General features: G+C 41.9%; 21 protein-coding genes. 19 read left to right on the forward strand and 2 right to left on the reverse strand.

Going from position 1 to position 24904, the window contains the following annotated elements; genetic code table 11:
• The first annotated feature begins 112 nt into the window (after positions 1 to 112).
• The 3 genes from drmD to H6G76_RS23685 all read left to right on the forward strand — a co-directional run bounded on the left by drmD (position 113) and on the right by H6G76_RS23685 (position 8844).
• Complete coding sequence (drmD, locus tag H6G76_RS23675) at positions 113 to 3262, forward strand: DISARM system SNF2-like helicase DrmD (RefSeq protein ID WP_190706407.1); 3150 nt, start codon at positions 113 to 115, stop codon at positions 3260 to 3262.
• Between the two features lie 82 nt (positions 3263 to 3344).
• Complete coding sequence (locus H6G76_RS23680; RefSeq protein ID WP_190706409.1) at positions 3345 to 4601, forward strand: hypothetical protein; 1257 nt, start codon at positions 3345 to 3347, stop codon at positions 4599 to 4601.
• Between the two features lie 67 nt (positions 4602 to 4668).
• Entirely contained in the window at positions 4669 to 8844 is a 4176-nt protein-coding gene (locus H6G76_RS23685) for an Eco57I restriction-modification methylase domain-containing protein (RefSeq protein WP_190706413.1), read from the forward strand.
• 23 nt (positions 8845 to 8867) lie between these two features.
• Here H6G76_RS23685 and H6G76_RS38120 read toward each other — a convergent pair whose 3' ends face one another.
• Together H6G76_RS38120 and H6G76_RS38125 are read right to left on the reverse strand one after the other, a co-directional pair.
• Positions 8868 to 9146, reverse strand: coding sequence for a DUF4351 domain-containing protein (locus H6G76_RS38120; protein ID WP_313934822.1), 279 nt, complete (start codon positions 9144 to 9146; stop codon positions 8868 to 8870).
• Between the two features lie 35 nt (positions 9147 to 9181).
• Complete coding sequence (locus H6G76_RS38125; RefSeq protein ID WP_313934823.1) at positions 9182 to 9364, reverse strand: hypothetical protein; 183 nt, start codon at positions 9362 to 9364, stop codon at positions 9182 to 9184.
• A gap of 56 nt (positions 9365 to 9420) precedes the next feature.
• On the opposite strand from H6G76_RS38125, the gene H6G76_RS23695 reads away from it, so the two are divergent.
• The 16 genes from H6G76_RS23695 (at position 9421) to H6G76_RS23770 (ending at position 24900) form a co-directional block, all read left to right on the forward strand.
• Positions 9421 to 9675, forward strand: a complete 255-nt coding sequence (locus H6G76_RS23695) for a UPF0175 family protein (RefSeq protein WP_016869191.1) — start codon at positions 9421 to 9423, stop codon at positions 9673 to 9675.
• Positions 9665 to 10147: a DUF3368 domain-containing protein gene (locus H6G76_RS23700; RefSeq protein ID WP_190706417.1), complete on the forward strand. Its 483-nt coding sequence runs from the start codon at positions 9665 to 9667 to the stop codon at positions 10145 to 10147. Before H6G76_RS23695 ends, H6G76_RS23700 begins: the two co-directional genes overlap by 11 nt.
• 97 nt (positions 10148 to 10244) lie before the next feature.
• The gene (locus H6G76_RS23705) at positions 10245 to 12347 is read left to right on the forward strand and encodes a UvrD-helicase domain-containing protein (RefSeq protein WP_190706419.1); all 2103 of its coding nucleotides are present in this window, start codon (positions 10245 to 10247) and stop codon (positions 12345 to 12347) included.
• Between the two features lie 128 nt (positions 12348 to 12475).
• Positions 12476 to 16582: a DISARM system helicase DrmA gene (gene drmA, locus H6G76_RS23710; protein ID WP_190706422.1), complete on the forward strand. Its 4107-nt coding sequence runs from the start codon at positions 12476 to 12478 to the stop codon at positions 16580 to 16582.
• 86 nt (positions 16583 to 16668) lie between these two features.
• Positions 16669 to 18555 carry a DUF1998 domain-containing protein gene (gene drmB / locus H6G76_RS23715; protein WP_190706425.1) on the forward strand — a complete coding sequence of 629 codons (1887 nt, stop codon included), beginning with the start codon at positions 16669 to 16671 and terminating at the stop codon, positions 18553 to 18555.
• Complete coding sequence (gene drmC, locus H6G76_RS23720) at positions 18552 to 19367, forward strand: DISARM system phospholipase D-like protein DrmC (RefSeq protein WP_190706428.1); 816 nt, start codon at positions 18552 to 18554, stop codon at positions 19365 to 19367. The genes drmB and drmC overlap by 4 nt, the downstream gene beginning before the upstream one ends.
• A 301-nt stretch (positions 19368 to 19668) precedes the next feature.
• Positions 19669 to 20067 (forward strand): hypothetical protein, encoded by a 399-nt coding sequence (locus H6G76_RS23725; protein ID WP_190706430.1) that lies wholly within the window; start codon positions 19669 to 19671, stop codon positions 20065 to 20067.
• 22 nt (positions 20068 to 20089) lie between these two features.
• The gene (locus H6G76_RS23730; RefSeq protein ID WP_045873788.1) at positions 20090 to 20641 is read left to right on the forward strand and encodes a hypothetical protein; all 552 of its coding nucleotides are present in this window, start codon (positions 20090 to 20092) and stop codon (positions 20639 to 20641) included.
• A gap of 8 nt (positions 20642 to 20649) precedes the next feature.
• Positions 20650 to 20898, forward strand: a complete 249-nt coding sequence (locus tag H6G76_RS23735) for a hypothetical protein (RefSeq protein WP_190706433.1) — start codon at positions 20650 to 20652, stop codon at positions 20896 to 20898.
• A gap of 2 nt (positions 20899 to 20900) precedes the next feature.
• Positions 20901 to 21119, forward strand: a complete 219-nt coding sequence (locus H6G76_RS23740; protein WP_045873786.1) for a hypothetical protein — start codon at positions 20901 to 20903, stop codon at positions 21117 to 21119.
• 10 nt (positions 21120 to 21129) lie between these two features.
• The gene (locus tag H6G76_RS23745) at positions 21130 to 21972 is read left to right on the forward strand and encodes a phage terminase large subunit family protein (protein ID WP_190706436.1); all 843 of its coding nucleotides are present in this window, start codon (positions 21130 to 21132) and stop codon (positions 21970 to 21972) included.
• A gap of 4 nt (positions 21973 to 21976) precedes the next feature.
• Entirely contained in the window at positions 21977 to 22543 is a 567-nt protein-coding gene (locus H6G76_RS23750) for a hypothetical protein (protein ID WP_190706439.1), read from the forward strand.
• 18 nt (positions 22544 to 22561) lie between these two features.
• Positions 22562 to 23050 carry a hypothetical protein gene (locus H6G76_RS23755; protein ID WP_190706442.1) on the forward strand — a complete coding sequence of 163 codons (489 nt, stop codon included), beginning with the start codon at positions 22562 to 22564 and terminating at the stop codon, positions 23048 to 23050.
• Positions 23050 to 23391: a hypothetical protein gene (locus H6G76_RS23760; RefSeq protein ID WP_190706444.1), complete on the forward strand. Its 342-nt coding sequence runs from the start codon at positions 23050 to 23052 to the stop codon at positions 23389 to 23391. The genes H6G76_RS23755 and H6G76_RS23760 overlap by 1 nt, the downstream gene beginning before the upstream one ends.
• A 4-nt stretch (positions 23392 to 23395) precedes the next feature.
• Positions 23396 to 24046: a M23 family metallopeptidase gene (locus H6G76_RS23765; RefSeq protein ID WP_190706447.1), complete on the forward strand. Its 651-nt coding sequence runs from the start codon at positions 23396 to 23398 to the stop codon at positions 24044 to 24046.
• A gap of 26 nt (positions 24047 to 24072) precedes the next feature.
• A complete protein-coding gene (locus tag H6G76_RS23770) occupies positions 24073 to 24900 on the forward strand; it encodes a lysozyme (RefSeq protein WP_190706450.1) in 828 nt (275 codons plus the stop codon).
• The last annotated feature ends 4 nt before the right edge of the window (positions 24901 to 24904 follow it).

Below are 24904 nucleotides of genomic sequence, written 5' to 3' on the forward strand. Positions count from 1 at the left end.
TTTGACTGTATTAGAAAATAGCAGTAACAATAGTAACAATACAAAGCTGTATTTGGGAATTGGTGATTGGTAATTACTCATTCCCAATTACTCATTCCTCGCTCCCCAAACTATGGCCATAGTCAGAGCTATCCCAGAACAAGGTCAACTGGTTAACGTTCGCTCCCGGCAATTCGTTGTTACGGATGTGCGTAATACGACTTTACCCACCAATCCAATGCTGAGTGCAGTGGAAAAGACCCAGCATTTGGTTAGTCTATCCTCTGTTGAAGATGATGGTTTGGGAGAAGAATTACAAGTAATTTGGGAATTGGAGCCTGGGGCAGTAGTTTATGAAAAGATGGAGTTGCCCAAACCCACAGGATTTGACCCACCTGGGAGGTTAGATGCTTTTCTTGACGCTGTGCGCTGGGGGGCAGCATCAACAGCTGATATTCGCACTTTACAATCCCCCTTTCGCAGTGGCATCGATATTGAAGATTATCAGCTTGACCCAGTAGTACGAGCAATTCAAATGCCTCGCGTTAATTTGCTGATTGCAGATGATGTTGGGTTGGGTAAAACCATTGAGGCGGGGTTAGTTGCTCAAGAATTAATTATCCGTCATCGCTGTCGGCGCATTTTAATAGTGTGTCCATCTTCACTGCAAATTCAGTGGCGAGACCAAATGCGCGATAAGTTTGGTTTGGATTTCCGCGTTGTGGACAGTGCCTTAATGAAGGAATTGCGACGGAAGCGGGGAATTCACGTCAACCCTTGGCAACATTTTCCCCGGTTAATTACTTCGGTAGATTTTCTCAAACGCGATCGCCCTCTGCGCTTATTGCGCGAAATCTTACCCGCAGAAGGCGAACCGATGTATCCCCGGCGATTTGATTTGCTGATTGTGGATGAAGCACATAATGTTGCCCCCTCTGGCGGTGGGAACTATGCTGTGGATTCTTTGAGAACGGCTGCTATTCGGTTTTTAGTGCCGCATTTTGAACACAAGTTATTTTTAACAGCGACACCACATAACGGCTATCCCGAAAGTTTTACTGCACTGTTGGAATTACTGGATAGTCAACGCTTTGCACGCGGAGTAGCACCAGACCGCAAGCAGTTACAAGTAATCATGGTTCGCCGTCTCAAATCGGAGATGAAAGGTTGGGACGGTTCTGACTTATTTCCACAGCGTTTGTTAGAAGCAATTCCTGTAGATTATCCCGCAGCCGAACGCCAAGCACACGCTGCTCTTAAGCGTTATACCGAATTGCGCTGCAAAGGAGTAAAAGATAATACAGAAAAATATGCCACTGAATTTGTGCTGAAACTGTTAAAAAAGCGGCTGTTTTCCTCTCCTCAAGCCTTCGCTCTCACTCTCGCCCAGCATGAAGAATCTCTACAAAATGCCCGTCGCCGCACTTCTAGCAGTTTATCCCGGCCAACCGAAGGAATTTTACGCCGTCAGTTAGCACAAATTGAAGAAGATTTTGCAGATGATGAGGTTTATGAAGAATCAGCAGATGAGGCAATTACTAATACAACTCGGTTATTTAGGGAACTGAGTGCAGAAGAACAGACGCTGCTGCGGCAGATGCGAGAATGGGCAGAGACAACATCAAATACTTTAGATGCCAAAGCTAGAGAATTACTGAATTGGATTAATACCTACATTAAACCAGGTGGTAAATGGTCTAACGAAAGAGTAATAATTTTTACAGAATATCGAGCTACACAGAAATGGTTATATAACTTATTTGCCACAGAAGGGTTAGTAGATGGCGATCGCCTAATGACGCTTTATGGTGGCATGAAATCAGAAGACCGAGAACAGGTAAAAGCAGCGTTTCAAGCATCCCCTGATATTTCTCCAGTGCGAATTTTGCTGGCGACGGATGCGGCGAGTGAGGGTTTGGATTTGCAGAATTTCTGTTCACGCCTCATTCACTACGAAATTCCTTGGAACCCGAACCGTATGGAACAGCGTAACGGTCGAATTGATCGTCACGGGCAAAAAGCTAAAGAAGTGAGGATTTACCACTTTGTCGGTAAAGATTATCAACATAATGCAGCGACTGGCCTACGTCCTGGTGAGTTGGAAGGGGATTTAGAATTTCTCATGCGGGCGGCTTTGAAAATTAACAACATCCGCGAAGATTTAGGTAAGGTGGGGCCAGTGATTGCGGCGCAGGTGGAAGAAGCGATGATGGGGTATCGCAGCGTTTTGGATACTTCAGTCGCAGAAAGGGAATCTGAAGTTGTACGGCGGATGTTAAAGTTTGAGCGTCAGGTGCGGGAGCAAATTGAGAAACTAAGGGAACAGCTAGATGAAACGCGCCAGCATTTGCGGCTGACACCGGATAATATTGAGGCGGTAGTCAAAATTGGTTTGGAATTAGCCCAACAACCAGCTTTAATTGCTACCGAGGTAGAGGGAGTAAATGGACAAGCATTTTACCTACCACCATTAAAAAGTAGTTGGGCAGTTTGCAGCGAAGGTTTAGCCCATCCCCACACTAAAAAAATTCGTCCGATTGTTTTTGACCCGGAATTAGCACATGGTAGAGATGATGTAGTGTTAGCGCACTTAAATCATCGTTTGGTGCAGATGTGCTTGCGCTTGTTACGTGCTGAAGTTTGGTCAAAAGAAGGTAGAAAAGCTTTGTACCGGGTAACGGCGCGTTTAGTTCCTAATTCGGTGTTGGATACACCAGCAGTTATTGCTTACGGTCGATTGGTGATTTTAGGTAGTGACCAGCAAAGATTGCATGAGGAAGTAATTACGGCGGGTGGGTTGATCAAAGAAGGAAAATTTAGCCGTTTGGGTGTGATGAAAATTCAAGAAGCTTTAGCAGCCGCTTTACCAGAATTAGCACCGGAAAATATCACGCAGAGATTAGCCCAGTTATGGGATAGTCATGCACCGTCTTTAATGCAAGCTTTGGAGGCGCGGATGCAAGACCGTAGTAAAAGTTTACAACGAGATTTAGGCGATCGCGCTGCAAAAGAGGCAGCTGATATTACGGCGATTTTGACGGAACTGCGTCAAAGCATTCTCAATGAATTGGATGAACCTGAGTTTAAGCAGTTGGAACTGTTTAATACTACAGAAAAAGAACAGTTCGAGCGTAATATTAACAGCCTGAAAGCCAGAGTTGAACAAATACCCGCAGAAATTGAGCGTGAGGTGGCTGCAATTGGAGCGAGGTTTGCTAATCCAACACCAAGATTGTTTCCCTTGGCAGTTACTTACTTAATTCCCCAAAAGTTAGCACGATAATGTTACCGAGAGGATTGGATAACTTACTGAGAATAAAATTCATTTATTTTGTGACATCTAGAAAATTTTTATTGGAAACCAAATGAACATAGATATTGAATTAATTCCTAGTGTCAAAAAATCAAGTATTAAGCAGAGATTGAAGGAGTCTTTGTGTAAATGTGAAAATGTTAAAGGAGCAGTTGCTTACTGGACAATTGATATTGACTTTATTGAGGAGTTAGCATCAGTTCTTAAAAGAGATGAGTCCTATTATTGCATTGATATTCATAGCCCTACCAATATTGATTATTTAGCAAAATTTAAACACTTTGGATCTAATATACTATTACATAATTATGAAATAAAAATAAACTCAAAGAATTATGAATTAGAAGAAAAAAAGAAAGTATCTTATTTATTGCATTCCAAAATAATTCTGTTTGAGATGCCTGATAACAATGTTGAAATATGGTTAGGTAGTCATAACTTCACCCAAAGGGCTATTCTTGGGGTAAATATTGAATCTTCTTTTATTGTTAAAAGCAATAAGGATAGCAAAATATACAAAGATGTATTAGATTATCTTACTTTTATTAAAGATAATTGTATTGTTTTTGATGTTAATGATGTAGATTTTTATAAAAAGCTGCAAGGACAACAAGAAGAAGATAGTGCTAAATGGGTTCTAGAATTAGTTGGTAAGAATGTAGATAACCTCGTTGAGGAGAAAACGATACAGTTATTGGGTGTTGGTAATAACGATATAGGTGATACATTAGGAAAAGAAATTATTATTCAAATTTTAGATGTAGATAACGGTAAAGAATATATTTATGAAGCGAAAATCATCCAAGCAGGAGAAATAGATCCGCAAAATCCAAAGTCACTAGAAATTGAATTTTCGGCGAGACGATATGCTGTGCGCGGGGAAGATAAACTTCCATATTTAAAACAAGAAAAGGAAATAGATTCAGCTATTTTAATAAAGCACAATTACTTTATTAATTTGGAAGTCACTAATTTAGTGACGGGGCATAAAATTTATGTGAAACCACAAAGAGGTAAATCTATTTGGAGTGATATTGCAAGCTCTCCTCATTTAGAAAGAATGAACGAGGAAGATATAAAGCTAGTATTTAAAGATGCAGGTAAACCTATCAAACGTTCATGCAAATCTGAAGTGAAATATAAAGAGGTTTCGCTACAAAGAATTTATCGTTTTAGGAGTGAAATCGTAAATTACTTGTTAGAAGACAATATTACTTCCTCTAACAATGAAAAAATGGTCAAGGAAATCGAAAGAAAAACTATCCTAATTAAAAGATTATTAAAACCAATGAATAAAGATGAGAAATAATTTCAAACTTATCGCTAACTTGATCGTGTAACTCTTCAAATTATAATCTCTCCCTTATTTATTTCCTATGTCTACAGCCCGTCATCACGCCGAATGGTTATCTTTAGTTGAAGCTTCTGGCCCATTTCTCAGTTTACCCGTACTGGTAAAAGCATTTCCTAATGGATTGGATGCCCATGACCCAGAACACTTGAAGCTACTGCGGTTGGCTTACGAGGAATGGCAGGATAACCAATTTGGCGCACGTCCTGACTCAGCTATTCATCGGGCTTGGGTAGATTTTGTGCTGCGGCAGACTTTAGAATTTACGGATGAGGTATTGCTGTCAGGCCAGCGCATTTCTACAGGGTTGGCTGCGACTATTGCAGAACATGGGGAAACGTTACGTCCTGATTGGGTAGTAGTAAATCCTACAGGAACATCAGACGCAGGGACACCTCGGTTGCTGGTACAAATTGTACCGCCTGAGCAAGATTTAGAAAAACCCCTGAAAGACCGTCGATGGAAAGCCAGCCCAGCAACGCGGATGATGGAGTTGCTGCACGCCTGTAATGTGCGGTTGGGGTTGGTGACGAATGGAGAACATTGGCTGCTGGTAAACGCGCCACGGGGGGAAACGACTGGTTTTATTTCCTGGTATGGGGTGCTGTGGCTGGAAGAACACATTACGCTGCGGGCGTTTCGGAGTTTGCTGGGTGTACAACGCTTTTTTGGGGTGGATGACTCCCAAACCTTGGAGACTTTGCTAAAAGAAAGTGTTACCGACCAGCAAGAAGTTACCGACCAACTTGGCTATCAAGTCCGCAAAGCAGTAGAGGTGTTGGTAGAGGCGTTAGACCGCATTGACCAAGATAGAAACCGCACTCTCCTGCAAGGTATTTCGGAAACCCAACTGTACGAAGCTGCGTTGACAGTGATGATGCGGCTGGTGTTTTTGTTTTCGGCGGAGGAACGGGGTTTGTTGCTACTAGGCGATCCCCTTTACGACCAGTATTATGCTGTTTCTACCCTGCGGGAACAGTTGCAGCAACGGGCTGATAAAGAAGGTGAGGAAGTTTTAGAACGGCGTTATGATGCTTGGTGTCGGCTGTTGGCGACATTTCGGGCAGTTTATGGCGGTGTTCAGCATGATACTTTGCAGCTTCCCGCCTATGGTGGTAGTTTGTTTGACCCTGACAGGTTTCCATTTTTAGAAGGTCGAATGTCAGGGACAAAGTGGGAAGAAACTCCGGCCGACCCGATTCCAGTAAATAACCGGATTGTGCTGCACCTGTTGGAAGCTTTGCAGGTATTACAAGTGAAGGTGGCTGGTGCGGTAGAACCACGTAGGCTATCCTTCCGGGCATTAGATATTGAACAAATTGGTCATGTTTATGAAGGTTTACTCGACCATACAGCAGTCAGGGCAGCTTCGCCTGTTTTAGGGTTGCTGGGAACACGGTATCAGGAACCGGAAGTTGCTTTGGCAAGGTTGGAAGGGATAGAGAATGGGGAATTGGTTAAGTTTTTGAAAGGGGAAACGGGGCGATCGCAGTCAGCTTTGCAGAAGGCATTACAGCCGGAGTTGACACCCCATGAAGAACAACGTTTGTTAACGGCTTGTAACAATGACCAAGAATTATTTAACCGGGTGTTGCCTTTTGCTGGGTTAGTAAGATTAGATACTTTAGGTTATCCGGTGGTGATTCCCACGGGAAGCGTGTATGTGACGCAGGGAAGCGATCGCCGGGAGACAGGGACACACTACACGCCGCGCAGTTTGACGGAAGAAATTGTGCAGTACACCTTGGAACCGTTGGTGTATGAGGGTGTGGCTGAGGGTAAGCCGAAAGAACAGTGGAAACTCAAGTCAGCAGCAGATTTATTGAAGCTGAAAATTTGTGATATGGCGATGGGTTCCGGTGCGTTTTTGGTGCAGACTTGTCGCTATTTAGCGGAACGGTTGGTTGAGGCGTGGGAAAATGCGGAAAAGGCGAATCCTGGTAAAGTGGTCACAGCACCGGAGGGAACTTTATCTAAGTCGCGTCCAGAGGAGTGTGTAATTCCCAAGGATGCGGATGAACGGTTGATGGTGGCGCGGCGGATAATTGCGGATAGGTGTTTGTATGGGGTGGATAAAAATCCCTTGGCGGTGGAGATGGCGAAGTTATCGCTGTGGTTGATCACGCTGCAAAAGAACCGTCCGTTTACGTTTGTGGATCATGCTTTAAAGTGTGGGGATTCGCTGATTGGGGTGAGTTTGGAACAGTTGCGTTATTGGAATTTGGACACAAGTAAATCGAAACAGAAATCGGAACAATTAGATATTTTAACTGATACAATTAGGCGAGAAATTCAGCAAGTAATTGAGTTACGACTACAAATTGAGTCAAAGCCTGTTTTAACTCCTCAAGACCAAAAAGAGAAACAATGGCTGTTACATGAAGCTAATTCTAGAATTAATGATTTAGCTTCTGGTTGTAATTTATTAATTTCTAGTTATTTAGTTAGTTTACCTACTGATGAACAGGAAAAGTTAAGGCAAAGATTGTTAATTTCTTTTCAACGGCGAGAAGACATTTCCTCCGAAGATAGAGCAATCTGCCCTGATTTAGAAAAGTTGCGTCCATTTCACTGGGAGTTGGAATTTCCAGAGGTGTTTGTAGTAAGCGATTTATCGCTGAATAATGATAAAAGTAGTAAGAAAAGCACTTTATTACTTACTAAATACGAAAATCAAAAGTTAGGATTTGATGCGATTGTGGGAAATCCGCCATTTATGGGTGGAAAAAAAATTACGGGTATATTTGGTACAGCTTATCGAGATTTTTTAGTTAAATGGATTGCAAATAATAAACGTGGTAATGCTGACATTTGTGCTTATTTTTTCTTAAAAGCGAAACAGATGTTAAATGATAATGGCAATTTTGGATTAATCGCTACTAATACAATTTCTGAAGGTGATACTCGTGAAGTAGCACTTGATGAACTAATGAAAAATAGTGTTGTTTACAGAGCTTTAAGTAGTTTAAAATGGCAGGGCAATGCCACAGTAAGAGTTGCTAATGTTTGGCTACATAACGGTAAATGGAGTGGATTATATTGTTTAGATGGTCAGCTTGTTTCTGGAATTACATCTTTTCTTACTAAACCAGGTATAGCTTTAGGAAAACCTGAACGTTTAGTGTCCAATAAAAGTAAAGCTTTTATTGGTTCTTATGTATTAGGTATGGGTTTTATCTTAACTTCAGAAGAAGCTAAGATACTAATTGATAAAAACCCAGACAATGCGGATGTTGTATTTCCATATTTAAATGGAGAAGATTTAAATTCTAGCCCTGAACAATTACCAAGCCGTTGGATAATTAATTTTTTTGATTGGCCTTTAGATGCTGAACATGATGATCCCCAAAATCCAAAAAGGACTCCCTATGCCTCTGACTATCATGAATGTTTATCTATTATTAGAAATAAGGTTAAACCAGAGCGAGAAAAGCTTGGAGAAAAATCGGACTCTTCTGCTAAAGGTTATGCAAAATTTTGGTGGCTTTATGCAAGAAGAGCATTAGAACTTTATGATGCAATTTCAGGAATGAAACGTGTCTTGGCACTTTCATTAATCAATAATCATTTAAGTTTCGCGTTTGTACCAGCACAATGGGTTTTTGCTCATAAGTTGGCTATTTTCCCATTAGAGAATTATGCAAATTTTACTATTCTTCAATCTAATGCTCATTATGTTTGGAGTTGGAATTATTCTTCAACAAATCTCTCACTTCTAAACTACTCTCCTTCGGATGTTTTTGAAACCTTCCCCTTCCCGACATCAACCGCAAACTTAGAAGAAATAGGCGAAAAATACTACACCCATCGCCAAAACATCATGCAAAAACGCCAAGAAGGATTAACCAAAACCTACAACCGCTTCCACAACCCCGACGAAACCGCCGCCGACATTCAACAATTGCGCGAATTGCACATAGAAATGGATAATGCTGTCGCCGCCGCTTACGGTTGGCAAGATTTAGAATTAGGTCATGGTTTCCACGAAACCAAACAAGGCTTACGCTTCACCATCAGCGAAACTGCACGGCGAGAAGTGCTAGATAGATTATTAGAATTAAATCATCAACGCTATGCTGAAGAGGAAGCAGAGGGTTTACATGATAAAGGCAAGAAAAAAGGTAAATCTGGAGGTAAGAAAAAGGCGCAATTACAACCTAAAAAATCAGATAATGATAGTGAGCAATTGAGTTTATTTTAGGGAATAGGGAATGGGAGGATAAGCTAATAATTTCCTATCTTTTTTACAAAGCGATTTTCCCAATCTTTTTCATGTTCATATTCATCCAACCAAACCTTTAAATCAATTGCATCTGTAAATTCCATAAAAGCTATTGCAAACCCTTCTATCTGTTGCAGATTCAATCCCCGAATGCGTGCGGAGATTCCAGGTATTTCTTCCTCAAGTTCATCAAGAGTACCAAAGCGACTACGAACTAAACAAGTAAATAAATGATACGCACCAGGATATAAAATATCATAATTATTTACTGACTCTTGCATAATATCTTCTCTAAGAATTGCTGAATTAAATCTTTTTAAAACTTCAAACCTGCTAATATCTCTGTGTAAGCTGCGATATTCTGCCTTGTCTCCCTATCCGAAATTTTAGCAACAGTTTGGGCAACCTGCGATAATAACCTCTGGGGTGAATCTGTCTGTGTTAAAGGTGCTAACGGTAATAATGCAGGATTATCTAGAAAGAACGCCGAATCTTTCACATTCTCACAACACGATAGCAGTAATGTATCATTCTTACTAAACTGAGGAAGAATTTATGCGAACAGTACCAATCCAATTACCCGAAACAGTATTTTCAGCACTCCGCAAAAATCCTGAAGAATTTATTCAAGAAATGCGAATCGCAGCAGCAGTCAAATGGTATGAATTAGGCGAAATATCACAAGCCAAAGCAGCAGAAATTGCTGGACTAACTCGTGCTGAATTTATTCATGCTTTATCACGCTACAAAGTAGATTTTATGCAATATACTGCCCAAGAGTTAGCTGAGGAATTGGCAAATGTCGATTAATCGTGCAATTATTAATTCTTCACCGTTGATTGTGCTTTTAAAAAGTCAACAAGCGCAATTAATTCCACAATTATTCACAGAAATATTAGTTCCATCAGGTGTTTTTGAAGAAGTCACCACAAAAGATGATGTAGCATCAACCCAATTACCTAGTATCTCTTGGGTACAAATAATAGAAGTTAATACTATTGCACCTGAAGTAGCAGCTTGGGATTTGGGAAAAGGAGAATCACAAGTATTGAGTTTGGCACTAAAAAATTCAGATTGTGCGGCTATTGTTGACGATAGGGCAGCACGGCGTTGTGGTCAAGCTTTAGGTGTTAGGACTATTGGGACAGGGGGTTTGCTAATATTAGCAAAAAGACGTGGACTGATCCCCAGCATATCTCCTGGTATTCAAGCTTTGCGTGACGCTGGGTTGTGGTTATCCGATACTTTGGTCAATTTGCTCAAACAACAAGCTGGGGAATAGGGAATGGGTAATGGGTAATGGAGAAGTATATAACTAACCAGTTTCAGTTTTATTTTATACAATGAGTTTAAGCTTTGTATAGAAATAGCCATTTACCATGACCTTCGAGATCATCCACAAACCCACCTTCACGAACCAACTCTTGGCTATTCCTAAAGAGTATGTAGTGCAAATCTTAGAGAAAATCGAAGTATTGCGCGATGATCCCAAACCTCACGGTAATTTAAAGAAGAAATTACACGGCTATAAGGGTGATGTCTATCGCCTGCGTTCAGGGGACTATCGCATAATTTATACTTTTGGCGATAAATGGGTAGCTTTGCTGGGTGTAGATGCTCGTAAAGATATATACAAAGGTGATAAGCTCGTTGCTGAAACAACCGATATCGATATCAGCAACTTACCAGATGTAGAAGCAGTGCTGACTGTTAAACCAACTTATACCCCAAGCTTTGCTTTACCTAATGTCTCCAGCACAGAAACCCCACTACCTGTGGAAATTACAGAAGATTTGCTTCGTAGGCTGCGAGTACCGGAAGAATATTGGTCAACATTAACTGCTTGTCGGACATTAGATGATTTGATGGCAGTCAATTTACCCGGTAAGTGGTGCGATCGCATTTTTGATTGTATTGCTGAACCCAATTTTGACCAAGTTCTTAATCAACCCAGCTTTGTTACAGGTAGTACCGATGATTTACTGCGCTTCACTGAAGGTGAGTTGCTGGGATTTTTGCTGAAACTCAACCCCGAACAAGAGAAATTTGTCAGTTGGGCAATTAATGCCAGTGGCCCTACCCTATTAAAAGGTGGCCCCGGTACAGGTAAAAGTACCGTCGCACTTTACCGTGTTCGTGCGTTACTAGAAACACTTCAAGCCAACGGGGTCGAAAAACCCAAGATATTATTCACAACCTATACAAATGCGCTAGTTGCGTTTTCTCAACAACTTTTAGCAAGTCTCTTAGGCGAAGACATCCGGTATGTTGAGGTAAAAACTGCCGATGCCATAATAGCTGCAATAATTTCCCAAAGCACCGGAAAACCCAATATTGCTTCTGGTGAAGTCCTCCGAAAAACCATGAAGCAGGCGTTAAATAATACTATTGATTCTCTCGAAGGCAATCTACTACAACGCCAAGCCCAAGAACAAACGTTAAAACGCCTAAGCATCGATTATTTAATTGATGAAATCGGTACAGTTATCGAAGCACGCGAACTCAAAACCCTCGATGCTTACCAAGCAACACCACGAAACGGTAGAACAATTTCTCTTAATAAAACACAACGTCAAGCAATCTGGCATCTGCGTCAACAATTTTACCAACTGCTAGAAAAACAAGAACTCGAAACGTGGCAGCAACTTCGTACCCGTGCTTTGTCAACATTGCAGGAGATGGATAACCCGCCAATTTATGATGCAGTAGTGATTGACGAAGCCCAAGATTTAGATCCCAACACTTTGCGTATCCTCACCCGGCTTTGCCGTTACCCCAACCGCCTGTTTATCACCGCCGATGCTAATCAATCCATATATGGTAGTAGCTTCCGATGGACTGACGTTAGCCAAGACTTGAAATTTGTTGGACGCACAGGAGTATTGCGTGTTAACCACCGCACTACCCGCGAAATTAACGAAGCGGCGATTTTGTACTTGACTAACGGTGCATTAGATGAGATTGAAAATACACAGGACTATATTCACAATGGGCCGCCGCCGGCTGTCCGTGCTGTAAACAATCCTGGGGATGAAGCCGAATTGCTGGTACGCTTTTGTAAAAGTGCAGCCCGTGAATTTCGCTTGGGTATTAACGCTTGTGCGGTAATTGTGCCAACAGAGAGTGTTGGTACAAAAATAGCTGCTCAACTTTCATACTTAGGCTTAGAAGCGCATTTCATGACCAGCAAAGACTTAGATTTAAATAAACAAGGTGTTAAGGTTATTACGCTGAAAGCTGCCAAGGGGTTAGAATTTCCTATCGTAGCGTTAGCCGGATTTTTGGATTCACCCTATCCGACAATTGCCAAAGGCACGCCGGAGGATGAAGTTCTAGAAATTTTGGCACGCGAACGCCGTACTTTGTTTGTTGGTATGACTCGCGCTATGAGGGCATTACTCATTATCGTTCCTGCAACTCATTCTTCTGCTTTATTGGAAAATTTTGACTCCCAATTGTGGAATCTAAGGAATAGGGAATAAGAAAAAAATGGCATTGCTGAATTGCGGAATTTGCCCTCATCCCCAGCCCTTCTCCCTGGGGGAGAAGGGAGTTAGAAAGAAGTTTACACGCATAATTTAGGCTAACTATATATACTTTTATCAGCAACATGGATATTATTAAGCTTCCTTCTATACTTCCAGGTGATTTAGATTTAGCTACAGTTAATCAACAACTACGGGAACACACTGGTCAATTGGATTGGAGTGCGGTAGTGTCTGCACCGGAGCCTCAACTGGCGATTTTGCTCCAAGGACTCGACCTGACAAATGATGCAGATTGGTTGGGAGTTGAGGGTGCGATCGCTGATAATGTTATTGAGGATATTCTGCGTTATTTTCAACAGCACCAGAAAAAACCAAAGAAATCCCGTGCTAAGAAAAAGCCACAAGAAACCAAAGTCACTCCACAAGTTTGGGTACAGGGGAATTTATTAGAATCGCAATTTGTGCCAGCCCAAACAGAAGGTCAGCTATTAAAAGAACAATTTATCCCTGCTAGTAATAATTTAGTTGTTGAAGACCAGCCAGAAACAATACAAGCTGAAATTTCCAACATTCTTGAATCAAAGATACCTACGCCCTATGAAATCCGTAATGAATTAGAAAAGGCAGTATTGGCAGATTTACTGGGGCCTGCGGGTGGAGAGGAAGAAGAGGTAGATGAGGATAGTGTAAGCGATCGCTATCTTGTGGGGTTACTCGCACCACTACAACGCAGCATGAGTGCTGGGACTATTAATAAATCGGCTGTTGCTGGTAGCCTAGTGTCTCGTACAGCAGCAGAGAAAGTCACAGCACCTGTTGATTCCGAACTGCCAAACCCAGAAAGTGAAATACAAGACGAACCCTTCAGAGAAGTTGACTTTCAACAGCCAGAAAATCTTGATGAATTAGCTGTAGTTGGCAAAGGTACTGCCGAGGAAGGCACGACCGAAGTTAGTGTACCACCTGCTGAAACCATGTTTCCCTCTTCCTTCGGCATGACTTTCTGTGTTAGTGGTGCAGCTAAAAAATTACAAATTAACGCAGGCTGGGGACAATATAAACGCGAAAAAAGCGAAACTATTACTAAAAAAGATGACACACCCAAAATGGTGTGGAAGCGGCAACAAATTCGAGAAAATTCACCTCCCATTTCTTTAATTGAGGGAGACATTGCCACTTGGATAGTTCATCCTGATTATCCTCAAGTGCAAGTAAAAGGCAAAATTCGCCAACAAAATAACGGCGATTGGATTGTTAGCTTGTTTTTAATTAACGGACAAAAAGAACCCGCCAAGTTACGTGATGAAGCGTGGTTATTTCAACCAGAATTAAGCGTACAATCAGCAGATCCTCAATATCCCGACATTTTTCTCAAACGCAAGGAACCGCGTCAGGCAGGTAAGCTTGACCCGGTGATTTATGCTGAAGAAAAAGCAATGTCAATGCTTTATCGTAAACAAGTAGAATTCGCCATTGGTCATGGAGTAAGCGTCCACGCCGAAACAGCACAAGACACTAAAGAACGTGCTATTAAATTATCTACCAGTGTAGTACCTGTATACGAAGTTCCCAAAACCTCTCCACCTCAAGCAGATGAAATCCCTGAATTAGCGGGATTGGTTTTAGATATGAAGGAATTGGGGGAAACTGCTACCCCAGATTTTATCAGTAAACTAAATCCCTTAGTCACAGCTTATACAGTCTGGATTCAGCAACAAGCACAACGCATCTCTGACCCGAATGAAGGATTAGTGGATTACCAAGATGTTGCAAAAGAAGCGATTAAAAAATGCGATCGCACTCTGCAACGTATTCAAGAAGGTTTGACGCTGCTGCAAACTAACTCCCAAGCAGCTGAAGCTTTTCGATTTATGAATCAAGCCATGTACTTGCAGCGTCTTCGTTCCATTTACTCAGAACAAGTACGCCAAGGTAAAACACCAGAATTAGACAAAATACCTAATCCTACTTGGTTTCCCTTCCAGTTAGCCTTTATTTTACTGAATTTACCCAGCATAACCGATTTACACCATTGCGATCGCAGTCATGAAACTGATGCTGTTGCAGACTTACTATGGTTCCCCACTGGTGGTGGTAAAACCGAAGCTTACCTGGGATTAACCGCATATACTATTGGCCTGCGGAGGTTACAAGGGGTAATTGCAGGACGTTCCGGAGAATATGGCGTTGCAGTGCTGATGCGCTATACCCTACGCCTGCTTACCCTACAACAATTTCAACGCGCCACTGCCTTAATTTGTGCTTGTGAATCTATCCGTCGAGACAACCCAGCTAAATGGGGCAACGAACCATTCCGCATCGGTTTATGGGTAGGTCAGCGCACTACCCCCAACCACACCGACCAAAGCGAAGAATTTTGCAAGCAAGCGCGAGGACAGTACCAACAAAGTGCTAGCGGTTCCCCTCACCAACTCACAAATTGCCCGTGGTGCGGTTCTAAAATCGACCCAGGTAAAAATATTGAAGTCGAAGCTTTTAGTAAAGGTCGCGCCCGTACCCTAATATACTGTGGCGACTCTTTGGGGCGTTGCCTGTTTAGTAAAAAACAATCTTCAAACGAAGGTTTACCCATTCTCGTAGTTGATGAAGAAATCTACCGTCGCTTACCCACACTGTTAATTGCTACTGTAGATAAATTTGCCCAGATGCCTTGGAAGGGCGAAATTCAAATGCTTTTTGGACAGGTAGACGGTTACTGTGAACGGCATGGGTTCCGGACTTCGGATATCGAAGATACTGATTCACATAAAAAAACTGCGTATTTGTCCGCAGCCAAAACAATTCCTAGCAATGCCCTACGTCCACCCGATTTGATCATCCAAGATGAGTTGCACTTAATTAGTGGCCCCCTTGGTACATTAGTGGGACTTTATGAAACCGCAGTAGACCAGTTATGTTCCTGGGAAGTTAATGGACAAAAGATTCGTCCCAAAGTTATAGCTTCTACCGCCACAATACGTCAGGCAGAAACTCAGATGCATAACCTTTTTCTGCGGAAAGTACAAGTGTTTCCACCGCAAGGTTTGGATGTAGGGGATAATTTATTCTCACGCCAGCGAGAACCAAATGAGACAAATCCAGGACGGCGTTATGTCGGTATTTGTGCCACAGGGCGACGGTTAAAAGCTGCATTAATTCGAGTTTATGTTGCTATCCTTGCGGCATCTCAAGACCTGTATGAAAATAAACAATATGGCAACCGTGTTGACCCCTGGATGACATTAGTCGGTTACTTCAACTCGATGCGGGAACTAGGAGGTATGCGACGCTTGGTAGATGATGATATCCGCATCCGCCTTGCCAAAATGGATAGCCGGGGACTAGCGAAACGCCTACGAATTAACTTAGAAGAACTAACATCTCGTAAGGATTCCACCGATATTCCCGTAGTTCTAGATAGACTAGAAACATCCTTCGATCCAGTGCGAGAAGCACAAATCAAAGCCAAACGCAAAGCTGGGGAAAAAGTCGAGGAGCTTGAACCACTAGATGTTTTACTTGCTACTAATATGATTTCCGTGGGTGTAGACGTGAAACGTTTGGGGGTGATGGCTGTTACAGGTCAACCAAAAAATACCGCCGAGTATATTCAAGCCACCAGCCGTGTCGGGCGGACATTCCCTGGTATCGTATTTACAGTTTATAACTGGGCGCGTCCTAGAGATTTATCACACTACGAACGGTTTGAGCATTATCACGCTACATTTTATCAACACGTAGAAGCGTTATCTTTGACTCCCTTTGCGCCTCGTGCCATTGACAGGGGATTAGCTGCATTGTTTATATCCCTTGTGCGTTTGGCGGGTAGAGAATTTAACGGTAACAGCCAAGCAGGAAGAATTGAACGCAACCATCCTTATATACAATCTGCCATTAATACAATTTGCGATCGCGCTAATTTAATTGCAGGTACAGAAACCCAAAAACTTGTTAAACAAGCCCTGGAAGCTAAGTTAGATGTCTGGTTAAGTAAAGCGCAAAACTTGATTGGTGGCGGTACTCTCAAATATCAGACAGATAAGCGCGATGGTTTGACCATTGAATTATTAGAGTCGGCAGGTCAAGGAATTTGGCAAGACTTTACTTGTTTAAACTCCCTGCGAAATGTCGAACCGACAGTGGGATTAATTTTTCAAGACCAAGTGCCTGATGATGACTTTAATCGCTTACCTCAACCAATGAAAGAAGAGGGAATCGGTAATGGGTAAACTTTCAATTACCAATTATCAATCACTAATCAGCAAACCCTAATCCCTGATTACCAATTACTAATCACCAATTACCCATTACCAAAATGAGCCAATCTAACTATAAATACAGAGTAGGTGAACTGCGACCCAGCCAAATTTTATTTTCCTTTGGTGTAGGTGCTGTACTCGACCTGCCCAATCTTTCAGTTATGGTTATGGGTTTGGAAGACTGGAATACATTTCTAGGGGTAGTTGAGTTGGGGGAGCAGCGTCTCCTGGCAGCTATTCGCCGTGAATTGGGTCAACAAGTTAAAAAATTACTTGCCCCTCCAATACCTGCTGAAGATGGCTCCTCCGGCAGCCCATTTGATGAATACGCCAGAACAGGAATCCCCGTTGCGCCCTTTCCTGGATGGATGGTATGCCCAAAATGTCGTTTGCTAGCACCCTTATATCCTTATTTCCAACTTAAGGAAAATCCTTATCGTCCAGACCAAACCCGTTATGTTCATCTCAACTGTTCTAAAAGTCAAAAAAAAGATCCAACAGCAATACCATCGCGCTTTCTCGTCTCTTGCGATCGCGGACATTTAGATGATTTTCCTTGGTTATATTTTGTTCATCGTGGCAATACAGCCTGTAAGGGGCCATTAAGGCTGGAGGAATACGGTGTATCTGGTTCACCTACAGATATTGTAGTCAAATGCAGTGGCTGCAATATTGAGCGACGATTGTCTGATGCGTTTGGTGAACTAGCCAAGAAAAATATGCCGCGTTGTCGTGGTCGTCATCCGCATTTACGTAGTTTTGATGAAAGCTGTGATGAACAAATGAAAACTATCTTATTGGGGGCATCTAATAGCTGGTTTCCAATCACACTCTCAGCCCTATCAATTCCTGTCACTTCTAATCAATTAGAGCAGTTGATTGAACAAAATTGGACTGTTTTGGGAAAAGCTAATGATTTAAACGCCTTAGAAGTACTGTTACAAGCGTTATCCGCTATAGGGCAACTTCAGGAATTCTCTAAATACAAAACCGGTAAAATTTGGGCGGTAATCCAACAAAAACAACTTCAGCAGCAAAGCAATCTTGATGATGAAAACGTCAGGGATTTGAAAACACCTGAATGGCAAATTTTTTCATCTGCTGATCCAAATCTTAATACTCCAGATTTTCAACTGCGGCCTGTAAACCCACCATCTGGGTATGAAAAATATTTTTCACAAGTAGTGTTAGTAGAAAGACTGCGAGAAGTGCGTGCCTTAATTGGTTTTACACGTATTCAATCTCCAGGTGACTTTATTGACTCTGGACAAATTCTTACAGAGCATCGAGTAGCTTTAAGCCGCAGCAAACCTAAATGGGTACCAGCAAGTGAAGTCAAAGGCGAGGGTATTTTTATCCAGTTTCAAGAAACAATTCTTCATCAATGGGAAAAAAATCAACAGTTACGGGATTATGAGCGTCAAGCTTTTGATGCTCATAAAAAGTGGTGTAACATCCGTTCCCTAGATCCAGACAAAGTTAAGTTTCCTGGTATACGCTATATTTTACTACATTCCTTTGCTCACGCCTTGATGCGGCAAATGGCTCTTGAGTGTGGTTACAATGCTGCCAGCTTAAAAGAGCGAATTTACTCCAAACGACCAGAGGAAGAAGGTGGGCCAATGGCAGGCATACTAATTTATACTGCCGCACCTGATAGCGAAGGTACTTTGGGTGGGTTAGTCAGTTTGGGAGAGCCTAAAACACTTGGATATCATATAGATCAAGCTTTAGAACAAATGCGCTTATGTGCTTCTGACCCATTGTGTGCAGAACACACTCCATTTAAAGGAGCTACATCTCTGCATTGGGCAGCTTGCCATGCTTGTCTGTTTAGCCCGGAAACCTCTTGTGAACGCGGTAATAAGTATCTTGATCGTGCAGTTTTGATTCCCACTGTCTTAACTACAGATTTGGCATTTTTCCCAGAGGTAAAAGTGTGAGTTTCTTGCCACCGCTTTTATTAGCTCAAATTCGCACTTGTGCCAAACAACTTCCATCTCCTATTTTGGAAGCTGTGATTGATTTGTTGAGGAACAGTGCAGCAAAATATTGTAATTTTGAATTGAAAGCATCTATCTTGAAACAATTGCCCAATGTTAACTTTCGCCGACTCGTAGGGGAATTGTTAGAAACTTGGTGTCGGGAAGCTGTTTATTTAGACAGTACTGCGATCGCTGCTGCCCTTTCTACAGCAAGCTACTGTGAAGTAGCAGCACAGGATGAGTTATCGGTTGAGGTAGTATGGACTGGGCCTGTGACTGAAGGAATGCCTCTACGCAGAACTGAACAGGTGTTGCTACAAATGATTCGGGAAGCCCAACAGGAATTTATCTTGATAAGCTTTGCTGTATATAAAATTCCAGAGATTACAAAAGCATTAGTAGCTGCTATTAATCGGGGAGTTAGGGTGCAGATTATTGCTGAAACTCCAGAAGCAAGTGAGGGTAAAATTTCTTTTGGAGCGAGTACCGCCCTTGGTCAAGAAATTGCAAGAAAAGCACAATTGTTTATTTGGCCGCGACATAAGCGGTTGACAGATTCAGAGGGACACTACGGTTCATTACACATCAAGTGCGCGATCGCTGATAGAAAGCATCTGTTTATTTCCAGTGCTAACCTCACTGAGTACGCTCTGACACTAAATATGGAAATGGGGCTATTGGTTCACAGTGAATATATAGCTCACCAAGTAGCGGAACACATCGAACGTTTAATTCAAGAAGAGTTTCTTGTATCTTTAAACTTACCATAGCGTAAGTATTTAGTTTTGGCTACACATTTCTGTGATAGCAGTTTTTTACCTAAAGAGTTATTTTTCTATTTTTTATTACTCATATATACAAACGTGCTTGCATTATCAATAGGCAGTATGTAACTTGGCTATTGTGCAGTTTATTAACAAATGAACTGAAATATAGATGTATTTGAGTTGAGCTATACCTGTACTAAACTGGCATATTTGGTAAATTATTTTCTAATTTACAAACAATTTAGTAATGTGCTAGTTGAATTCGCTTCTCATTGATGTTGTCTTTCACTTGGAATTGAGTTTGATGATATGTGAAAACGTTATCTACACCCAAAAAACACTTGCCGAAAGATATGGGATTTCAATCTCTGCTTTACAAAAGTGGTATCCCTATGCCGGTATAGTAAAACCGCGAAAGCGGGGAGGATATTTTGATGCAGCAACAGTTGAGATTGCTGATGTTTTCTACGTTGCTACCAAAATTAGGCGGTTGACGTATAAGGAATATTTACAGCAAGTAATTCCTGCTGGTGGCTTAGATGCTTATTTACAAAAAGTTAATGGCTTAACCCTTTATAACTTTTTGACCAAGCATATATCTGAGGAAGAAAAAAATAACCCGATTGTGCAATCAGTAATTAGGAGAATTGAGCGCAATGAAGCATATCAACAAAGTGGCAGAGACTTTGCAGGTGTCGCCTGATGTAGTACGTACCTGCTGTCGGTTGTTAGATTTAGCTTTACAGCCAAATGATACGCTTGACGAAACAATCGAACAGCAATTAGTTCAACTTAAAGAGATAGCTTCTCGTGAAGGTATGTCCTTGGAAGAAGCTGCCCAGCACTTGATTGCAATGCGCGATCGCAAATCAGAAGTAGGTGAACATAAGTTCGATAAGCGCGAGTATATTAAACAGCGATTTGGCGTAGACCCAGAACAAGCTTCTCCCGATAGTTTTGTAGGAATACTTTATCGGGATGCAGACAGAGGAATTCAGTTAGGAGAATTACGCCATAAAGTGGTGCTTGAATCTTCCACACTTGCTCTAGAAGAATTTGTTTTTCATGGCAGTAGTTCGCTGGCTGAAGGTAATACTTCCGTTGCGGCTGGTTACGACCAGGCGCAAGAGCGAATCAATTCGCGCATTGATAACGATTTTTTCGGCAAGGTGAACTGGGGGGAAGAGACTCATCCACTGTTGGTCGGTACATCGACACCGCAGCCCAGACAGTTGAAGTCCTCGCAGCCGAAAACCGGGCAATCTCCGAAGAAATAGTAGCTCAGATGCTACCCATCTGCTATCGAATACGGGATGAGAGTTTACTTAATTTGAGAAAAACATCTACTCAGGCAGTTGGTATAAATTTACTTTCGGTAGTAGCTGGTACTGTAGTTGGGACATGGGTAGCAATTCCGCCAACGCAGGATAAACAGGAGATTTACAGCATCCAGCCAATTTTGGTGGGTGTAGGCATAGGTGAATTAGTTGGTTTAATTCTGGCATTAGTAGTTATCTGGTTTACCAGGGAGTAAGTATGAGTGCAGCATTTGACTTTTTGGTTAACACAGCAGGTGGTTTGTTGATGAACCTGGGTGTTTCTGGGATGGTAGGACAGCTATTGGGAGTGGGTGCTGCTCTTGCCCTGCACCCTCTGTTACTACTAACCGGAATAGTTGTGGGTGGTGCAGGAATTGCGATCGCACGCGAGTTAAACAAGCGCCCTCAGTTGCAGTTGGTTGTTGATAATACGTGAGGGGTAAATTATGTTTACTCCTACACCTGTCCGAAATAAACAACCAAATCGAAGAAGACAAAAGGTAAATGTCACCCTGTGGACGGTTTGTTCGACTGTTAGTGCGCTGTCTGTTATTGGGGCGGTTGCATTAATGGTTGGATGGAAGCAACAAATTCCAAGTAATCAGATATCGGAGGTACAGCAAGTAAAGGCGCAAGTTGCCCAAATTCGAGAAGTGTACTTAGAAAAGCTTTCCCGTACTGACTACAATATAGACCATCTGTCCAGTTACTCCTCAGTAGAGGGTGCGCCTACTCTTACAGGCTGGCGACAGTTGGCGGCGGCATTGTGGGGACAGCAATTGCGGGGTGAAATATCCAGAATGCAAGCTAATGAGAAATCTGGGTTTTACCGCCTTCATTATATGCCAGCACTGGAAATAGTTAAATTCAACTCGCTGGATGTTTTACTAGAAGCGGCTTCTGGAAATAATAGTTTTTATTGGGGATACCGCAAAACCGATGGTACGAAAGTTGAAGAGAAGATACCAACCGGGGCTGCTGCTGTTTTGATCTTGGGTAAATTAGAGGCGATTGATTACGCCCAGAATTTAGAATCTCAACCATCGGTCGATCTCAATCAAATGCTAATTCAGATTAGGAATGCTCAAGAACCATACTCGCTTGCACAGGCGCAGCTGTTACGGGCGCGGGGGTATTTAGACCCAGTAGAGCAGATGGCACAGGTGGCAGACATCCGCGAGAAAATACGCCAAAAAGAGGAGCAAAGGCAAATATATCTCCAACAAATGAAGAAGCAATTACCTCAGCCGATTCCTAATAGAAAGCCTGTTAATAAATCAGGGGAGTGATGTCATGTATGTCAAGTTTGCTGCTGCGATAATTTGCATAGCTTTGTGTTCGCTCAATGTTGTAGCGGCAGTCAAACGTACCCCTATTCGTACTACCCTGGAAGGCTCAACTCGCACAACGGTTGAAATGATGCCATCTCCCAATTCAGAAGTGCATTGGATGAGTGCAGTTATATTTCTGGCTGGGTTTGCTTGTTTCTTGAGTTGGGGAATTTCTGACTATAACAATGCAGTTGAAGAAACAGATGAAGTTTCTGATAAATTGGGAAAATCTGGCAATCAACAACTTTATGTTGGTGTTCCTAATACTGATATTCAGCCTTCTTTAATCCCCCCAACTTCGCCTCCTGGTATAAGATTTAATAACGAGTTTTCTGCTAAAAATGTCGTTCAATTTTCTCCTCGTTCTGCTGTTTCTGGATTAGAGCGAGTAGATAGTAGCCAGTTTGTTGAAGATGGAGTACAAAATCAACCTGGAATCTTATCTCCAGAAGAGTTTTACGCTCAACTTCAAGATGAAGATTTTTGGGAAGATACTAACTCCCAAATAAATAATAAACCCGCCAGCTAGTTAATTTGAGGTCATATTATGAGTAGAAATCAACGCCGTAATTTTGATGTTGATTATTCTGAAGGTGGAGCAATTGTGCCTGCCAATCGGTTGCAAAATATGTTGCAGCAGGTACAGCAAGGAGGAATGGTAAATCAGCAATCTAGCGTTTCTCCTATGACTACTTATGATACTCAACCCGTAGAAGTTAGGTATATCAATGCACCTACTGCCTATAAGCCGAGAGTTCCTCAGATAGAAATTCCCTACATTGAGACTTGGAAAGCACATAGGTTGCATCCACAAAATCCCTGGAGATTTGGCTGGTATCCAGTATATTTTTTATCTGATGTAATTAAATCTCCTGTGGGTGTCGCTGCTGTAGGAGTGTGGTTATTAATAATGCTGTTGAATTTTCTCCTTAATGGCAGTTACACCGGGCCAGGATATGCAGCTGGGAAGAAGATTGAAGTGGTACCCAAGGAAGTTCCTTCTTTTGCCCTGCCTGTGGTTAAGCAGTTGGATTAATGTGGGTAAAGGCAATTTTTTGGTTCGTACTGCTGGTATGGATTGCAGATATCTTGCAACCAGGATATTTGCAGTTTTATAACTGGCGTAATGCTGTGGCATTAGCACAAAAGCTTCAATTTTTATCGCCAACAGTTGTTTCTACTGCTGCACCTAGTGTGAATATATCTTCTAATCCTGTCTCTACTCGCTATTCCCCTAAAGTTAAGGAATCTGCAACATCCGGAGATGGCCTAAGTTATCCTGATTGTCGTGTAGCTCAGAATGATTTTGAGGAAGTATTGAGTACTGCAAAGATTGGTTGTTGGCAGGTTTCTCCTGCTAATGCAAAAAGGCGTTGAGACAATGCGAATAATCTTTGAAACTGACGGTAAAAAGGAGGTTAGTAATTCGACTGTAACTAGTTTGGATGAGACAGCCGATACTAATTCGAGTGAAAGTTGGAGATATGCGATCGCAACCTCAGTTGTCATTGCAGCTATGGTCATTCCCCAGGTTTCTGGATGGATTGAATCTCAATTGTTAGTTAAATCTCTCCAGAATCTAATACTACCTAGAACTTTTGTTAGTAATAAGGTTTTAAATAACGGTCGAATTGCCTTTCCTACAGCGGCTGGTACTCCTGTAACTAGTGAATTTGGTTGGCGGACACATCCCATTACAGGCGATCGCAAGTTTCACAGGGGAATTGATTTTGGCGCAGCCAAGGGTACGCCAATTTATGCGATTGATGCTGGCCGAGTAGCTTTTGCGGGTGACAAGGATGGTTACGGCAAAGCAGTTATTATTCAGCATCAGGGAAGTTTATCTACTCTCTATGGTCATGCCAGTCAGCTGTATGTACAGCAGGGACAACAAGTTGTTCGTGGGCAGATGATTGCAGCAGTAGGTAGTACGGGGTTTTCGACGGGGCCACATTTACATTTTGAGGTTCACGTTAACGGTGTAGCGCAGAACCCCCGCCCTTATTTACACGAATATTTAGCAAACCGTTGAAAGTTATTTAGCTATTGGCAAGAGCAATGCAAATTGTACCGATTTTTATATCAGGTGTAGTTGGTGCAGCCTGCTCTGTTGCATTTTCTTATGGAGTAGCTTCACTGCCATGTGGATTGGTATCCAAGGGTGCGGATACTGTTTGTCAGGTGCGTAGTTTTGGTAAAGCAGTTGATAGTTGGAAATTTGGGTTTATTGTTGGTGGTTTAGTAGGATTGATTTTCAGTCCTCGTCATCAATTTATATCCCGTTTTCAACCCATTCATTTGTCAACTGCTTCTTTAATTACTTTAGGCATTTATTTCTCAATTTCTCAAGGTAATAGTGTTTCTTCATTGTCGTCAAATAGTTTAAAAAAAACAGGTAGTACAAGCTCTTACCAAACATATTCTTATTCACCAAGATTGAGTGCTTTTTTAGCAACAATTCGTTGGGCAGAAACAGGAACCAGTGAGCCAGAAAGTTATCGCAAGTTAGTATTTAACGGAACTTTTAATGATTTTTCTACGCACCCGTTAAAGAAACAGTGCGCTCCTATTAATGGTAAAAATGTTTGTTCGACTGCGGCTGGTGCTTATCAAATGTTGGATATAAGTTGGTATGACCTTCGGCCAAAGTTAAACTTAAAAGATTTTAGTCCAGCTTCTCAGGACAAGATGGCAATTGAATATATTCGTCGTAATAATGCTTTAAGTGACATTGAAGCAGGAAGATTTGATACTGCTGTATGCAAAGTAGGTAGGGTATGGGCCAGTCTTATTTGCAATTCGTACAATCAAAATCCTAAATCAATTGTTCAATTAAGAACTTACTATCAGCAGCAATTACAGAAGTTTGAAATTTCTAGAAAGTGAAACT

The sequence above is a fragment of the Nostoc sp. FACHB-152 genome (assembly GCF_014697475.1).
Taxonomy (GTDB): Bacteria; Cyanobacteriota; Cyanobacteriia; order Cyanobacteriales; family Nostocaceae; genus Nostoc_B.

Excerpts from the sequence above, each read along its gene's own strand:
- H6G76_RS23745 (WP_190706436.1), top strand. The coding sequence starts at position 21,130 with ATGTTTACTCCTACACCTGTCCGAAATAAACAACCAAATCGAAGAAGA.
- H6G76_RS23695 (WP_016869191.1), top strand. The coding sequence starts at position 9,421 with ATGCGAACAGTACCAATCCAATTACCCGAAACAGTATTTTCAGCACTC.
- H6G76_RS38120 (WP_313934822.1), bottom strand. The coding sequence starts at position 9,146 with ATGCAAGAGTCAGTAAATAATTATGATATTTTATATCCTGGTGCGTAT.
- H6G76_RS23725 (WP_190706430.1), top strand. The coding sequence starts at position 19,669 with ATGATATGTGAAAACGTTATCTACACCCAAAAAACACTTGCCGAAAGA.
- H6G76_RS23765 (WP_190706447.1), top strand. The coding sequence starts at position 23,396 with ATGCGAATAATCTTTGAAACTGACGGTAAAAAGGAGGTTAGTAATTCG.
- H6G76_RS23770 (WP_190706450.1), top strand. The coding sequence starts at position 24,073 with ATGCAAATTGTACCGATTTTTATATCAGGTGTAGTTGGTGCAGCCTGC.
- H6G76_RS23750 (WP_190706439.1), top strand. The coding sequence starts at position 21,977 with ATGTATGTCAAGTTTGCTGCTGCGATAATTTGCATAGCTTTGTGTTCG.
- drmD (WP_190706407.1), top strand. The coding sequence starts at position 113 with ATGGCCATAGTCAGAGCTATCCCAGAACAAGGTCAACTGGTTAACGTT.
- drmB (WP_190706425.1), top strand. The coding sequence starts at position 16,669 with ATGAGCCAATCTAACTATAAATACAGAGTAGGTGAACTGCGACCCAGC.
- H6G76_RS23735 (WP_190706433.1), top strand. The coding sequence starts at position 20,650 with ATGCTACCCATCTGCTATCGAATACGGGATGAGAGTTTACTTAATTTG.
- H6G76_RS23760 (WP_190706444.1), top strand. The coding sequence starts at position 23,050 with ATGTGGGTAAAGGCAATTTTTTGGTTCGTACTGCTGGTATGGATTGCA.
- H6G76_RS23705 (WP_190706419.1), top strand. The coding sequence starts at position 10,245 with ATGACCTTCGAGATCATCCACAAACCCACCTTCACGAACCAACTCTTG.
- drmA (WP_190706422.1), top strand. The coding sequence starts at position 12,476 with ATGGATATTATTAAGCTTCCTTCTATACTTCCAGGTGATTTAGATTTA.
- H6G76_RS23755 (WP_190706442.1), top strand. The coding sequence starts at position 22,562 with ATGAGTAGAAATCAACGCCGTAATTTTGATGTTGATTATTCTGAAGGT.
- H6G76_RS23700 (WP_190706417.1), top strand. The coding sequence starts at position 9,665 with ATGTCGATTAATCGTGCAATTATTAATTCTTCACCGTTGATTGTGCTT.
- H6G76_RS23685 (WP_190706413.1), top strand. The coding sequence starts at position 4,669 with ATGTCTACAGCCCGTCATCACGCCGAATGGTTATCTTTAGTTGAAGCT.
- H6G76_RS23740 (WP_045873786.1), top strand. The coding sequence starts at position 20,901 with ATGAGTGCAGCATTTGACTTTTTGGTTAACACAGCAGGTGGTTTGTTG.
- H6G76_RS23680 (WP_190706409.1), top strand. The coding sequence starts at position 3,345 with ATGAACATAGATATTGAATTAATTCCTAGTGTCAAAAAATCAAGTATT.